This window comes from Pantoea rodasii (genome assembly GCF_002095465.1).
Lineage (GTDB): Bacteria > Pseudomonadota > Gammaproteobacteria > Enterobacterales > Enterobacteriaceae > Pantoea > Pantoea rodasii.
In genome coordinates this window covers 39,809-53,364 of the sequence record NZ_MLFP01000021.1, presented here as the reverse complement: position 1 = coordinate 53,364, position 13,556 = coordinate 39,809, and the positions used below count along the sequence as shown (strand labels likewise).

The following is a 13,556-nucleotide window of genomic DNA, read 5'->3' as shown; positions in this document are numbered from 1 at the left end:
TTATTCCCGCCACGCCGCATCGCGCTGTAATACCGGTAAACGTTCGCGTGGATGTTTTAACGAGGGCAAACAGGCCAGCAGCCCGCGCGTATACGGATGCTGTGCCTGCTGCAATTGCCCGGCGTCCAGTAACTCAACAATGCGCCCGGCGTACATCACCGCTACGCGATCGCAAAAGTGCGACACCAACGGCAGATCGTGGCTGATCAGGATCAACCCCATGCCGCGCGCCGATACCAGATCGTCAATCAGCTTGAGGATCTCCGCCTGCACCGTGGCATCCAGCGCGCTGGTGGGCTCATCGGCGATCAGCAGTTCCGGATCCGGTGCCAGCATCATGGCAATCATCACGCGCTGGCCCATCCCGCCGGAAACTTCATGCGGATAGCGTTTCGCCACGGCAGCAGCATCACGAATTTTCACCTGCTCCAGCAAATCAATCGCCGCCAGCATCGCGGCTTTCCAGCTGCCGCCTTTGTGCTCACGCCAGGCTTCGGCAATCTGTTGACCAATGGTCATCACCGGATTGAGTGAATATTTCGGGTCCTGCAGGATAAATCCAACGCGTTTACCGCGGATTTTACGCAATACTTTTTCGCTGGCGCCGCGCAGATCGATACCGTCAAAACGCAACACGTCGGCGGTGACTTCGGCATTGCCTGGCAGTAATTGCATCAAACAGCGTGCGGTAAGTGACTTACCCGATCCACTCTCGCCGACAATGGCAAACTTCTCGCGGCCAACGCTAAAACTCACGCCGCGAACCGCTTCAAAGGTTTCCGTGCGACTGCGAAAGGCAATGCGCAGATTTTCAATTTCCACCAGCATTTAGCGCTCCTTAGGGTCCAGCACGTCGCGCAGACCGTCGCCGAGAAAGTTAAACGCCAGCGAGGTCAGGAAGATGGCGATACACGGCATCAGCGGCACCCACCATTCGCTGAACAGGAAGCGGCGCGCGGTAGCAATCATCGTGCCCCACTCTGGCGACGGCGGCTGTGCGCCCATGCCGAGAAAGCCGAGGCTGGCGGCGGTGATGATGATGGAACTCATGTCCAGCGTAACGCGCACAATCAGGCTCGGCACACACAGCGGCATGATGTGGCGCAGGATGATGCGCAACGGTGACGCTCCGGTGAGTCGGCTGGCGGCGATAAAATCGCTGTGGCGAAACTGCAAGGTTTCGGCACGTGCCAGACGCGCATACGGCGGCCATGCGGTTAAGGCAATCGCCAGAATCGCGCTCTCGATACCGGGTTTCAACGCGGCAACAAACGCCAGCGCCAGAATCAAGCGTGGAAAAGCGAGGAAGATATCGGTCAGGCGCATCAGCGCTTTATCGACGATCCCGCCTGCGTAGCCCGCGATGCAGCCAATCAGCAGGCCGAGCGGGGCGGTGAGCAGCACCACTGCGATCACCATGCCCAGCGTGGTGCGTCCACCGTAGATAATACGTGTCCAGACATCACGGCCCAGCTCATCGGTGCCCAGCCAGTTGGCCATTGAGGGCGCAGCCAGACGATTTTCCAGATGCTGTGCACTGGGAGTAAACGGCGTCAGCCACGGGGCAAACAGCGCGAGGAACAGCATGACGGCGATAACCGCCAGTCCCGCCATCGCCAGCGGATTGCTGCGCAGGCTGAGCCATAAGCGATAGCGTCGGCCCCACACCGCCTGACGGCGATTGGCAGGCGTATCGTCCAGCAGCCAGTCACGAGAGAAGAAGATCATTTTACGCGTGGATCCCAAAGTCGATAAAGAAGGTCAGCCAGCAGATTGAGCAGCACATACACGGAGCCCACCAGCAAGGTTGCGCCGGCCACCGGGTTCATGTCGGCGTTCATTAATGAGGTGGTGAGGTATTGGCCAAGGCCCGGCCAGGCGAAGACGTTTTCGGTTACCACCGCGCCTTCCAGCAATCCGGCATAGGTCAGCGCCAGCACCGTCACCAATTGCACCGCCACGGTGGGGAAGGCATGCCGCCAGATAACCCGACGCGATGACAAGCCTTTGGCGCGCGCAGTGATCACGAACTCACCGCCCAAGGCGTTTAGCATGAAAGTGCGCGTCATGCGCGTGATATAGGCCATGCTGAAGTAGGCAAGGATCAGCACCGGCTGCGCCATGTGTGCCAGCGCATCCCAGAAGGCGTCGGTTTCACCGGCTAACAGCGAATCGATGGTAAGAAAGCCAGTGACCTGCGGCACCATATCCTGCCAGATGATGTCCTGCCGCCCTGGCCCCGGCGCAATGCCGAGTACCGCGTAGAACACCAGCAGGCTCAGCAGCGCCAGCACAAACACCGGCAGCGAGTGTCCTGCCAGGCACACCACGCGAATCGTTTGATCGACCCACGAACTCTGCCGCAACGCCGCCCATACGCCCAAAGGAATGCCGATCAGCGCCGCGATAATAATCGCCGCGGTCGCCAACTCCATGGTGGCCGGGAAGAAGCGAGCAATATCGGTCGTCACCGGATTCGAGGTGAGAATCGATTTGCCGAGATCGCCGTGCAGCAGCTGATTGAGGTAGTGGCCGAACTGGATGTAGAGGGGCTGATCCAGCCCCATTTCCACCCGCACCCGATCGACGACCGACTGCGGTGCGTTATCACCCACCGCCGCCAGCACCGGATCGGTCGGCATCACCCGACCAATAAAGAAGGTCAATACCGACAGACCAAACAGCGTCAGCACCAGGCTTCCCAGGGTGCTGACGATTTTCTTCAGTAAAGGCATCAGGCTTTTTTCACCTGATCGTATGGCCATTGCTCCAGCACGGTCATGTGCACATCCGCGATGTTTTTGCCGCACGCGACATTCTTGGTCTTTTGCATCATGTAGATGAACGGACTTTTCTCGCGGCCTAACTGCTGAATCTGCTGATAAAGTGCAATACGTTTTGCCGGATCCGGCTCATGCAATGCCTGCTCGGTCAGCTTGTTGAACTCTTCATCTGACCAGCTGCAGCGCCAAGCCAGCGTGCGGCTGCGGGCATTTTCGCTGTTGTCGGTGTTCACGCAGAAGGCTTCGGTGTTGGAGTTTGGATCGAAATAGTCCGCACCCCACACGGTCAGCGCCAGCTGATGCTGACGGGCACGCATTTTGGTCAACACCTGACGGTTTTCCGCCGCGATCAGTGACACCTTGATGCCAATCGCGCCCAACTGCGTCTGGATCGCCTGAGCGATATCGGGATAAGGCTGCATAGAATAGTGGTCGAGGGTGATCTCGAAGCCATCCGGATAACCCGCTTCCGCCAGCAGCGACTTGGCTTTGGCCAGATCTTTGTGGAACGGCGTGTCATCCAGCGCTGCCGGGAAACCGCTCGGCAGGAAGCTTTGATGGGTAATAAAGCTCATCGATAGAATGTTTTTCTGAATGCTGTCGTAGTCCAGCGCCCACTTCAGGGCCTGCCACACCTGTGGCTTTTTCAGGTATTCATTATTGGTGTTGCATGACATCAACATGATGGCCGACAGCGACTGATTCACCAGCGACACGTTGCTGTCATTTTTCACCTGCAGCAGCTGCTCGGTGGTGAGATCGTAAGCCGCATCCACGTCGCCTTTTTTCAGCATCAGCGCCTGCGCCGCCGGGTCAGCGATGTGTTTCAGGATCACGCGCTTAATTTTGCTCTTGTCGGCATACAGCGGGCTCAGTTCCAGGATCACCGTTTCGCTGGCTTTCCAGGTGCGCAGCGTGAAGGCACCTGAACCGGCACTGTGCTGCTTCAGCCACGCATTGCCGAAATCGTTGTTCTGCTGGTTGGCTTCACAGGCTTTCTTCGACACGATGCTGCCAACGGTGGCGGAGAGGCAATACAGCAGGAAGGTTTCGGCGGCTGGTGCGCCCAGTTTCATTTCCACGGTATGCGCATCTTTCGCGGTGACCAACTGCGTCACGTTGTCTTTAGTGAAGCCGAACTGGTTGATGATAAAGGCCGGGCTTTTATCCAGCTTGACGATACGTTCAATCGAATAGGCCACGTCTTCCGCCGTCAGCGGCGTGCCGTCGGCGAATTTTGCCGCCGGATCAAGATGGAAGGTATAAGTGCCGTTATCGCTGCTGACATCCCAGCTTTTCGCTAGCTGGCCAATCACTTTATCGGCTTTCTGCGGGTCCGGCGTGACTAAACGCTGATACATATTGCCGCAGATCTGGCCACCGGTGGCTTCAAAGCTTTCATGCGGATCGAGGCTGGTGATGTTGTCCAGTTGCATCGCCATCACGAACATACTCGGTGGCGTATCGGCGAAGGCGGTATTGAGACTCAGATAGGATAAAGCAGGGACGGCGGCGCATCCTGCGAGAAAATGTCTTCTGGTTACCATGACAACTCCAAGTTATTGATTATTAATATTAAATTTAGTTATTTTGCTGTTTTTTGTCTTGACTTTCCCCTTGTGCGAGGGGATTAATAACGGAATTAAGTCATTTGTTTCATGCGTGAAGCTTTGCCTCTTTTTGGTGCAATTTGCCCCGCCAGCTGGCAGTGCCTGCGCTTTCTCCCGAATATGGAACCGACACAACATGTCTGAAATCATCAACATTCCAGTCTTTGACGGTCATAACGATGTGCTCAATAAACTGTGGCAGCACCATCAACCTGACGCGGTACAGGCCTTTTTGCAGGGCACTGGGCGCGGTCAGATGGATTTTCCCCGTATCCGTCAAGGCAATATGGTAGGTGGGATATTTGCCACCTGGGTGCCGTCTCACCCTTTGATTGCAAGAAGTGCGCCAGACCTCTCAGATTTTCCTCAGGAAATTATTGGCGCTGCGCGTGATGCCACTTTTTCGATGCTGGCATTGCTGCTGCGCATCGAACAGGCTTCGGCCGGTCAGGTGAAAATTTGCCGCAGCGTGCGCGATATTCGTGACTGCATGGCTAAGGGCGTGCTGGCGGTGGTAATGCACGTTGAAGGGGCAGAAGCACTGGATACTGACGGCGAGCTACTGGATATCCTGTACGCCAGCGGCCTGCGCACCTTGGGTCCGTTATGGAGCCGTCCCAATCAGTTTGGTGAGGGCGTGCCGTTCCTGTATCCGTCATCGCCGGATGTCGGCAACGGCTTAACGGCGGCGGGTAAACAACTGGTGCGGGACTGTAATCAGCGCCGCATCATGGTTGACCTGTCGCACATGGATGAGAAGGGCTTCTGGCACACGGCCGAGATCAGCGATGCACCGCTGGTGGCGAGCCACTCCAATGCCCATGTGATTAGCGCCCAGTCGCGCAATCTCACTGACCGCCAGCTGGCGGCCATCGCGGAAACCCACGGCTTTGTCGGCGTGAACTTCGCCGTGCCGTTCCTGCGTGAAGATGGCGATCGTCATGCGCCGACCACCGTGGATGCCATCGTGCAACACGTGGAATATCTGCTGGAGAAAGTGGGGGAAGATGGCGTCGGCTTTGGCTCCGATCTGGATGGCGCGACCATGCCGGGCGACATGAAAGACGTAGCCGGATTCCCGCTGGTGGTCAACGCGCTGGCGGCACGCGGCTATTCGCGTGAGCTACTGGAAAAAATTTGTCACGGCAACTGGCTGCGCGTGCTCGAAGCCACCTGGGGCGAGTAACGATGCGATTGCGACACATTGAAGTTTTTCAGGCGATAGTGCAGACCGGCAGCATCAGTGCGGCGGCGCGTTTGCTGAATGTGTCGCAACCGAATGTCAGCCGTGTTTTGACGCACGCCGAGCAGCAGTTAGGTTTTGCGCTGTTTGAGCGCCGTGCACAGGGCATGGTGGTCACGGCCGAAGGGCGACGTTTGCTGCCGGAAGTGGAAGATCTCTATCAGCGTTTGCAGTCGATTACCCAACTCACCGAGCAGCTACGACGCGGTGAAGGGCAAATGGTGCGTGTCGGTGCCGCTCATGCCTTTGGCCAGATGGTGTTAGCGCCTGCACTGGTGAACTGGCGGCAACAGGCGGCATCGGTGAGCGTGGAGTTGGTCACCGAGCACTTCAGCACGCTGTGCCAGATGATCATGGATAATCAGCTCGATTTCGCGCTGGTATTTGGTCAGCAGGTGGATGCCGCTTTGCTGGCCGAGCCGCTGTTTCAATCGTCGATGGTGGCGTTATTGCCGCAGCAGCATACCCATAACGAACCCGCCACGCTGGAGTGGCTGTGCGCCAACAACCTGCTGATGATGCAGAATCAGGACCCGCTCGGGCGCGTCTTGCATCGCGCATTACGGGATAAGGGGCTGGACCCGGCGGTGTCGCTGTCGATCAAAACCTATTCGGTGATTGCCGATATGGTGCTGGCGGGCGGCGGTGTGGGCGTGGTGGATCTGTTTACCGCCTGTCGCTATGCCGACCAGTTAAAGCTGCTGCCGGTGGCACAACCGCTGCCGTTTGAGGTGATGTTGATCAGCCGCCGCGACCAGCCGCAATCCCAATCGACCCTGCAGTTAAAACAGGTGATCCGCAATAAGCTGTGGGAGATCGCGCGGCAGTGTGAAACGCGTTTTTTTACCTTGTAAATGACGGCGAACTGACCGCGAACAGACTGCAAACAGACTGCGAACTGATTGCGCAATAAATTGCGCCGCTTCAAAAAACATGCACCCTGCCGTAGCAGCGCGATTCATCGCGCTATTGACGACTTACACCCCATCCGTAATCGGTTTACGCACCAGCAGCAGATAAGCCAGCGCACCGACCACGGTGACACCTGCACAAATCATCAGCGCCAGGCTAAACGACTTGGTGGTGTCCAGCACCCAGCCGGTGATCACCGGCGCAAACGAGGCAAACACAAAGCTGGCGAAGTTTTGGATACTGCCCACCGATGCCGTCATGCGCGCTGTCACGTTGGCGTGAATTAAACCCCAGCAGGAAGTCCCGGCAAAGTGGATACAGAACAGCGCCATGCCAATCAGTGCGACTGCGCTGGAGGTATCAGTGGCTCGTGTCACCAGAGTGGTGAACGCGGCTGACAGCAGCATGCCGCTGACAATCGACACTTTACGCACTTTCACCGCATCCATGCCGCGACGCACCAATGCATCTACCACGTAACCGTTCAACAGCATGCCCGCCGCGCCAAACAGGAACGGAATCGCCGCCAGCAAACCGGTGCTTTTCAGATCCAGATGATAGGTCGATTGCAAATAACCCGGCAGCCACGCGATGTAGAGCCACGCGGTGTAGTTGATGCCGCTAAAGCCAATCATCATGCCCCACATGGTGCGCTGCTTGAACAGGCCGCGCCACTCGGCAAAGCTCAACGGCTCTTTGCGTGATGCCACGCTGCCCGCCTGCAAATAGTGAATCTCTTCACCGCTCAGTTGGCTGTTATCGCGGTTGCGGTACATCAGATACCAGCCAATGGCGAGGAACATCCCGAGCACGCCGATGGTCACGAACATGCCGCGCCAGCCCATCACCAGCATCATCGCCGCCAGAATCGGTGGCGCAATCGACAGGCCAATCATCGATGCCGCGTTAAACATCCCCATCGGCATACCGCGGTCTTTGATGTTGAACCAGTCGTTGATCACTTTGACGCCGCACGGGTTCATCGGCGCTTCACCGATGCCCAGTCCGATACGCACCAGCACAAACTGAGTGAAGTTATGCACCAGACCCGCCGCCGCCTGAAACAGTGACCAGACAAACATGCCAAGCGCCAGCATGATGCGCGGTCCTTTGCGATCCAGCAGCGCACCACATGGCAGCTGCGCTAAGCCGTAGGCCAGCGAGAACGCCGACAGCAACACGCCAATCTCGGTGGCTGATAAGCCCAGCTCGCCGCGAATGGTCATGTTGGCCACCGACAGCGAACTGCGATCGAGATAGTTGATGATGGCGGCAAACAGCAGCAGCAACATGGCGGTAACCTGAATCTTTCTAATGCGCGGTGAGCGCACCACATCACTGCGCGCCGGGACAAAGTCTTGTCCATCGGCGATCGGTGCTGGCGCGGCGTCACGGCCACGTGCAGATGTATTTTCCATTGCAACCTCCCAGGTCTGGGGTCTTTTCGTTATCGAGGGTTGGGGTCCTGCGGCAGCGAAACGGTGCTGCCACAACGGATTGCTTTGGAGACTAGAAGTAAACCGATCGGGATGTTGCGAGGATGTTTCAGATTCGTGCGGGCGCTTAAGAATTGTGGTTTTTAATCGGTTTTTAATTGTATTGGCGGATGCAGCGGATCATCGATGATTTAGCGGTATCCAGATGATTATGCAAGGCGCATAAGGCTTCAACATCCTGCCGGCTGATCAGCGCGGTGAGGATAGCCATGTGCTCCTCCAGTGCCACGATATTACGCTGCTTCAAATCTGTTTCATCCCATTGATAATGCGAATGAAAAATCACGGAGATAATCTCCAGTGACTGATTGAAGAACGGATTGTTAGCTGCCGACAGAATCAGCGTGTGCATCTCTTTATCCAGCGCGGCAAAGTGGCGATAGTTGCTGGCAATGGTGTCACGCATGGAACGATGGCGATCCAGCAGGTCACGCGCCTGAATCCAACGTTCATCACTGGAGGGCAGGTTGAGAAAGCGGGTAAGTGCATGTGTTTCCAGCATTTCACGCAGTTCGAACAGGTTCTCAGCATAGGGCTGATCAAACTTCTTCATACGCCATTGCCCGCGTTTAACCGGCTCCAGCAGATCGTAACGCATAAAGCGCAGCAGAAATTCGCGTACCACCGTCGGACTCACGTTGACCTGCTGCGCCAGCTGTAACTCGCTAAAGCTGTCGCCAGGCATCAGCTGACGTTGGTTAATCAAATTAAAGAAGGTCTGTTCAAACTGTCGCGCCTGCTGATCAATCGGCGGCGCTAAGGCGCTAAATCCGTCATCTTCGCTGGGATCGCGCACGATCACGTAGGTTTCATCCACCTTTTCCAGCACGCCACGTTGATGCAGATGCTGCAGGGTATGTCGCACTGTGGTACGGCTGATATTGAACATTTCAGCCAGCGCGCCTGCGGCGGGAGCGGAGAGCGGATGTGGCGTTTGGCGATGCCTTCCAGCATTTGGTTGATGACGTTCTGGCGCAGGTTCAGGCTTCGGCTCATGCGGTTCTCCGGTTTTTTATTCATTAAAAACCACACAAAGCCCAAAAAATTGTCCTGCCTCACACTTCAGGATGTGCAAACGGCGGTTAAGACCGGTTTTCGCCATAACTGCGACATCAGCACAGGAGAATCCCATGACAACAATGAAAACCCTGGTGGTTGCCGAACCGCGCAATATGGTGTGGCAGCAGCGTGAAAAACCGACACCGGCCGCACAGGAGGTGGTGATTAAGCCAATTACCGCCGGGATATGCGGCACCGATATTCATGCCTGGGCGGGTAATCAGCCGTTCTTTAGCTATCCACGCGTTTTGGGTCATGAGCTGTGTGGTGAGGTAGTGGAGCTGGGCAGCCGGGTAACGGGTTTCAACGTGGGGCAGCGCGTGGCGCTGATTCCTTATGTTGCTTGCCAGCAGTGCGATGCCTGCCTGAGCGGTAAAACCAACTGCTGCGAGACTATTTCGGTGATTGGCGTGCATCAGGATGGCGGTTTCTGCGAGTTTCTCAGCGTGCCCGCCAGTAACCTGCTGGCGGTGGATGATGTGGCGCCGGAAGCGGCGGCACTGATCGAGCCTTTTGCGATCAGTGCACATGCGGTACGTCGGGCGGCGGTGGCAGCAGATGAGCAGGTGCTGGTGGTCGGCGCTGGACCGATTGGCCTTGGCGTGGCGGCGATAGCGGCATCGGCAGGTGCGCGGGTTGTGGTCGCCGACACCAGTGAACCGCGACGCGCGCATGTCGCAGAAAAGCTCGGGCTCGCGACCATTAACCCGATGGCAGAGGACTTCGAAGCCTCACTGCGGGCGGAATTTAGTGGGCGTCTGGCGGCAAAAGTGATTGATGCCACCGGCAGCCCGGCCGCAATGAACGGTGCGGTGAAGCTGATTCGCCATGGCGGCACCATTGTGTTTGTCGGACTGCACAAAGGGGATTTGGTGATCCCGGATATCGAGTTCCACAAACGTGAAGCCACCTTGATGGGCAGTCGCAATGCCACGCGCGAAGATTTCGCGAAAGTGAGCGAACTGATGGCTTCGGGTCTGCTTCGTGCCGACATCATGCTCAATCGGCATTACGCGTTTTCCACCCTGGTGGAGACCTTTGAGTCAGAGGTGATTAATAATCGTGAGCTGATTAAAGGTGTGATTCATTTCGCGCAGTAGTCGGTGCGCCTCACTGCGCACCGGACAGAACACAGGGAACCCGTAGCGTCGCCATTCATGGCGACTCCCAATCTCATGCCTGCAGTGCGGCAAAAAATGTTCCCGCACCGCTTCGGCATCCACGCCGAGGCTCAAGCGCTGTGGGCGCAATCCGGCAAACGGATCTTCACGTGAGGCGAGGGCGCTCAGGCGTCGTACCGTCTGACCGCGGCTGATGCCTTCTGTCACCACGCGCACCGGCGCTTCGGTGACTTCAAACGCCTGCGGTAACGCCAGCCAGGAGAGCGTGAGCGTGTCGTGCAGCGCCATGCCATCAAACCCCTCCTTTTGCAGACTGTACGCCAGATACGGACGGCATATCGCGCTGAGTACAGGCTGATTTAACTGCCGCACTTCATCGCCCGTAATCAGCACCTTGTGCGTCACATCCAGCGGCAATACGACTACTGGCAGCGCCGAGGCCAGCACCTGATCGGCAGCATGCGGATCTTTCCAGATATTGAACTCGGCAAACGGCGAGACGTTGCCGGAATGGCCGTCGGTGCCAAATGCGCCACCCATGATCACCAACTCTTTCACCAGTGGAATGATATCCGGCGCCTGATTAATGGCGCTGGCGATATTGGTTAGCGGCCCAATCGCCACGATGGTGATGGCATGCGGCTGTGCGCGTACACTATCAATAATGAACTGCACTGCGCTGGGGGCTTCTTCGCTGTGTGAGTTCTCGAACGCATCGCCTAATCCATCCCGGCCGTGCAGCGTGGCCGGTGCAGAAGGCGCCAATGCCAGTGGCCGCGAGCAGCCGCGATACACCGGTGCTTCGATCCCCATCTTCTCGCAGAACAGCCGGGCATTTTTCACCGCCTGCCCGACAGCCACATTGCCAAACACCGTGGTAATCCCCAGCAACCGCTGCGTCCGCGCCGCATACGCCAGCGCAAAGGCATCATCCACGCCGATATCAGTGTCAAAAATCAGGGTACGCATCGGGATCTCCAATTTTGTGTAAATGGAAGTGAAGCAAAAATATCAAGATGATGAATGTGCTATAAACGCGAAAATTAATCAGGAGTAAGCATGATAATAAAATCGCTGATATTCATTGCGCCATCAGGTCATGGCCAGCGTTATCAAGAACGCTGTGCTTTACTCACCTTACTTGCTCTCTCAGAGAAAGATAAAGCGGCAAATACGGGAATGACGCGCGAAGAGTTATTGAAAGACCTTATCCAGGCCACGACGGGTTAACTCTCCGATATTGTCACCCCCGCTGCGCCAGCGTATTATCGTGCCGCTAAGGTGATGGCGTGCCACCTTCCCCAACCGCCGTTCTGGCAACAGACGGCTGATGACGCCTGACAACACTCTTATCCCTGCGCGGGAGACGGCGGTGTGTCAGGCGTTTTTCTGTCCTGCCGCGGCCCTGCGCGTAACGCAATTCAGGAGCTCCAAATTATGGTGAAGTCGTTATTGGCAGTGGTGCTGGGCGGGGCTGTCGGCTGCTCGCTGCGCTGGCTTATCTCCCTTCGTTTCAACGCGCTGTTTCCCAATCTGCCACCGGGCACTTTAATGGTGAATCTGGTCGGCGGTTTTATCATCGGTGCAGCGCTGGCCTTCTTTGTGCGCAATCCCCATATCGACCCTTTCTGGAAACTGCTGATCGTCACCGGTTTATGCGGCGGCTTGACGACCTTCTCCACCTTTTCAGCGGAAATTGTCGGTTTGCTGCAAACCGGTAAATACCTCTGGGCGATGTCGAGCGTGATGGTGCATGTGATTGGCTCACTGCTGATGACCTTCGCCGGTTTTGCAGTAGTGAACCTTCTGGGATAAAAGCCCGCTGCATCACGGGCTTGAAATAACTCCTAAGAGGTAGATACTGGTCGGGATTCTGTGCGCGTGACGGACAGAATCTGTCACCGATTTATCCGGACGCTTAAGGAGCCCGTTGATGCGAAGTAATCCCACATTCCTTAACCTGGTGTTGTTAAACGGTGAACCTGAGCAAAAACTGCGTGCTGCGCGCGCCGCAGGGTTCGATCAGGTGGAAATCTGGCGGGAAGATGTGGAGGCCAGCACACCGCAGCTGGCCCAACAATTAAATATCGGCTTTACCAACTTGCAGGTGCTGCGTGATTTTACCGGTACGCCAGATCGCGAACGCCTGCAGAAACGCGAAGAGCTGCGGCAGTTCATCCACATCGCTCAGACCATCGGTTGCAATACCATTCAGGCGCCCGCCACCACGCGCGAAGATTGCGTGGCAGAACGTATTGATGAAGACTTACGCTGGATGGCCTCCGAGGCGGCGCGCTACAACATGCGCATCATGTATGAACCGATGGCGTGGTGCAGCGTCGATAACACCCTGCCGCTGGCGTGGGAACGATTGCAGCGACTGGATCAGCCGAATATCGGATTGGTGGTCGATCTGTTCCACATCTGTGCCTTGGGCGGCGATGCGTCGCAGCTGGATGGCATTCCTGCCGAGCGTATTTACGAAGTGCAGTTGTGTGATATGGCGGAGATGCCACCGCAGGAGAAGGGCGCGCTGAGCGATTTTGCGCGTCACCAGCGGTTACTGCCCGGTGACGGTATTATCGAAGTCGAGCGCTTTGTCGATAAGTTGAAAAGCGGTGGCTATCGCGGTCCGGTCGGCATTGAAGTGTTTAACGATGAGCTAAAAGCGCAGCCGCCGGAAGTGGCCGCGCAGAAAGCCTGGCACGCACTAAACCGCTACTGGCCTTAGTCCTGCAAACACTGGGCAATGAACGTCGCCGCCTGCATCGCACCCTGTGAAGAGATGGTATGGCCGGTGGCTGCCTCAAAGCGCGCTTCCACCGTCACGCCCGCGGCTTGCAGGCGCTGCGCGGCGGATTCACTCTCGCTGTACGGGATCACCCCATCCGCTTTGCCGTGAATCAGCAGGGCTGGAATATGCGCTTTAGGCGTTAATGCGCCGTCAAACGACAAGCGTCCGGAAAACGCCACCACGCCTGCCAGCGGATGGCGACCCTGTGCCAGTGCATCCAGCGCCATGATCGAACCCTGAGAAAAGCCCACCAGAATCACTTTATCCCACGCGTCCGCCATGCCGTGCTGCGCCATCAACTGTTGCAGTGTCTCATCGAACGCCGCACGGGCTTCACGCACTCGCGCTGGACGATTTTCAGGGGTAATGCCCGTCAGGCTAAACCACTGATAGCCCATCGCATGTTCAAACGGATAGGGCGCATTCGGCGAGGCAAAAGCCACATCCGGCAGCAGGCTGGCCCAGTGCTGGCCAAGTCCTGCCAGATCGTCGCCATTGCTGCCCACACCGTGTAAAAAATCACTAACGCTTTTGCCAT

Annotated in this window: 11 protein-coding genes, 3 pseudogenes and 1 riboswitch; of the genes and pseudogenes, 6 read left to right on the top strand and 8 right to left on the bottom strand. The window is 56.9% G+C overall.

Translation table 11 applies throughout. From position 1 onward, the window contains the following. The 4 genes from HA45_RS20390 to HA45_RS20375 are packed head-to-tail and all read right to left on the bottom strand — an operon-like array spanning position 1 to position 4,330. Positions 1 to 828: an ABC transporter ATP-binding protein gene (locus tag HA45_RS20390; RefSeq protein WP_100701922.1), complete on the bottom strand. Its 828-nt coding sequence runs from the start codon at positions 826 to 828 to the stop codon at positions 1 to 3. After that, positions 829 to 1,728: an ABC transporter permease gene (locus tag HA45_RS20385; RefSeq protein ID WP_100701921.1), complete on the bottom strand. Its 900-nt coding sequence runs from the start codon at positions 1,726 to 1,728 to the stop codon at positions 829 to 831. Then, positions 1,725 to 2,735, bottom strand: a complete 1,011-nt coding sequence (locus tag HA45_RS20380) for an ABC transporter permease (RefSeq protein ID WP_100701920.1) — start codon at positions 2,733 to 2,735, stop codon at positions 1,725 to 1,727. The genes HA45_RS20385 and HA45_RS20380 overlap by 4 nt, the downstream gene beginning before the upstream one ends. Then, the gene (locus HA45_RS20375) at positions 2,735 to 4,330 is read right to left on the bottom strand and encodes an ABC transporter substrate-binding protein (protein WP_100701919.1); all 1,596 of its coding nucleotides are present in this window, start codon (positions 4,328 to 4,330) and stop codon (positions 2,735 to 2,737) included. Before HA45_RS20375 ends, HA45_RS20380 begins: the two co-directional genes overlap by 1 nt. Positions 4,331 to 4,529: 199 nt before the next feature. Between HA45_RS20375 and HA45_RS20370 the strand changes: the two genes are divergently transcribed. After that, a complete protein-coding gene (locus HA45_RS20370; RefSeq protein WP_100701917.1) occupies positions 4,530 to 5,579 on the top strand; it encodes a dipeptidase in 1,050 nt (349 codons plus the stop codon). 2 nt (positions 5,580 to 5,581) lie between these two features. Next, the gene (locus HA45_RS20365; RefSeq protein WP_100701916.1) at positions 5,582 to 6,490 is read left to right on the top strand and encodes a LysR family transcriptional regulator; all 909 of its coding nucleotides are present in this window, start codon (positions 5,582 to 5,584) and stop codon (positions 6,488 to 6,490) included. 123 nt (positions 6,491 to 6,613) lie between these two features. On the opposite strand, the gene HA45_RS20360 is transcribed toward HA45_RS20365, so the two are convergent. Further along, a complete protein-coding gene (locus HA45_RS20360; protein ID WP_100701915.1) occupies positions 6,614 to 7,966 on the bottom strand; it encodes an MFS transporter in 1,353 nt (450 codons plus the stop codon). Between the two features lie 172 nt (positions 7,967 to 8,138). Next, positions 8,139 to 9,040: pseudogene (locus HA45_RS20355) on the bottom strand (GntR family transcriptional regulator). A gap of 134 nt (positions 9,041 to 9,174) precedes the next feature. Between HA45_RS20355 and HA45_RS20350 the strand changes: the two are divergent. Beyond that, positions 9,175 to 10,203: a zinc-binding alcohol dehydrogenase family protein gene (locus tag HA45_RS20350; RefSeq protein ID WP_100701914.1), complete on the top strand. Its 1,029-nt coding sequence runs from the start codon at positions 9,175 to 9,177 to the stop codon at positions 10,201 to 10,203. A gap of 93 nt (positions 10,204 to 10,296) precedes the next feature. Here the strand turns inward: HA45_RS20350 and HA45_RS20345 are convergent. Continuing rightward, positions 10,297 to 11,193: pseudogene (locus tag HA45_RS20345) on the bottom strand (nucleoside hydrolase); the annotation flags it as partial. Between the two features lie 90 nt (positions 11,194 to 11,283). Here HA45_RS20345 and HA45_RS27345 point away from each other — a divergent pair. From HA45_RS27345 to HA45_RS20335, 3 genes are all read left to right on the top strand, one after another. Beyond that, positions 11,284 to 11,454: a hypothetical protein gene (locus HA45_RS27345; RefSeq protein ID WP_157811634.1), complete on the top strand. Its 171-nt coding sequence runs from the start codon at positions 11,284 to 11,286 to the stop codon at positions 11,452 to 11,454. A 41-nt stretch (positions 11,455 to 11,495) separates the two neighbouring features. Beyond that, positions 11,496 to 11,571, top strand: a riboswitch (Fluoride riboswitch). 90 nt (positions 11,572 to 11,661) lie between these two features. After that, complete coding sequence (crcB, locus tag HA45_RS20340; RefSeq protein ID WP_100701912.1) at positions 11,662 to 12,039, top strand: fluoride efflux transporter CrcB; 378 nt, start codon at positions 11,662 to 11,664, stop codon at positions 12,037 to 12,039. 118 nt (positions 12,040 to 12,157) lie between these two features. Next, entirely contained in the window at positions 12,158 to 12,955 is a 798-nt protein-coding gene (locus tag HA45_RS20335) for a sugar phosphate isomerase/epimerase family protein (RefSeq protein ID WP_100701911.1), read from the top strand. On the opposite strand, the pseudogene HA45_RS20330 reads toward HA45_RS20335, so the two are convergent. Further along, positions 12,952 to 13,556 (bottom strand): annotated as a pseudogene (locus HA45_RS20330) (alpha/beta hydrolase). The gene HA45_RS20335 and the pseudogene HA45_RS20330 overlap by 4 nt on opposite strands.

What these genes read in the sequence shown, in the direction of transcription:
- HA45_RS20385 (WP_100701921.1), bottom strand. Translation starts at nt 1,728, where the DNA reads ATGATCTTCTTCTCTCGTGACTGGCTGCTGGACGATACGCCTGCCAAT.
- HA45_RS20365 (WP_100701916.1), top strand. Translation starts at nt 5,582, where the DNA reads ATGCGATTGCGACACATTGAAGTTTTTCAGGCGATAGTGCAGACCGGC.
- HA45_RS20375 (WP_100701919.1), bottom strand. Translation starts at nt 4,330, where the DNA reads ATGGTAACCAGAAGACATTTTCTCGCAGGATGCGCCGCCGTCCCTGCT.
- crcB (WP_100701912.1), top strand. Translation starts at nt 11,662, where the DNA reads ATGGTGAAGTCGTTATTGGCAGTGGTGCTGGGCGGGGCTGTCGGCTGC.
- HA45_RS20335 (WP_100701911.1), top strand. Translation starts at nt 12,158, where the DNA reads ATGCGAAGTAATCCCACATTCCTTAACCTGGTGTTGTTAAACGGTGAA.
- HA45_RS20350 (WP_100701914.1), top strand. Translation starts at nt 9,175, where the DNA reads ATGACAACAATGAAAACCCTGGTGGTTGCCGAACCGCGCAATATGGTG.
- HA45_RS20370 (WP_100701917.1), top strand. Translation starts at nt 4,530, where the DNA reads ATGTCTGAAATCATCAACATTCCAGTCTTTGACGGTCATAACGATGTG.
- HA45_RS20380 (WP_100701920.1), bottom strand. Translation starts at nt 2,735, where the DNA reads ATGCCTTTACTGAAGAAAATCGTCAGCACCCTGGGAAGCCTGGTGCTG.
- HA45_RS20360 (WP_100701915.1), bottom strand. Translation starts at nt 7,966, where the DNA reads ATGGAAAATACATCTGCACGTGGCCGTGACGCCGCGCCAGCACCGATC.
- HA45_RS20390 (WP_100701922.1), bottom strand. Translation starts at nt 828, where the DNA reads ATGCTGGTGGAAATTGAAAATCTGCGCATTGCCTTTCGCAGTCGCACG.
- HA45_RS27345 (WP_157811634.1), top strand. Translation starts at nt 11,284, where the DNA reads ATGATAATAAAATCGCTGATATTCATTGCGCCATCAGGTCATGGCCAG.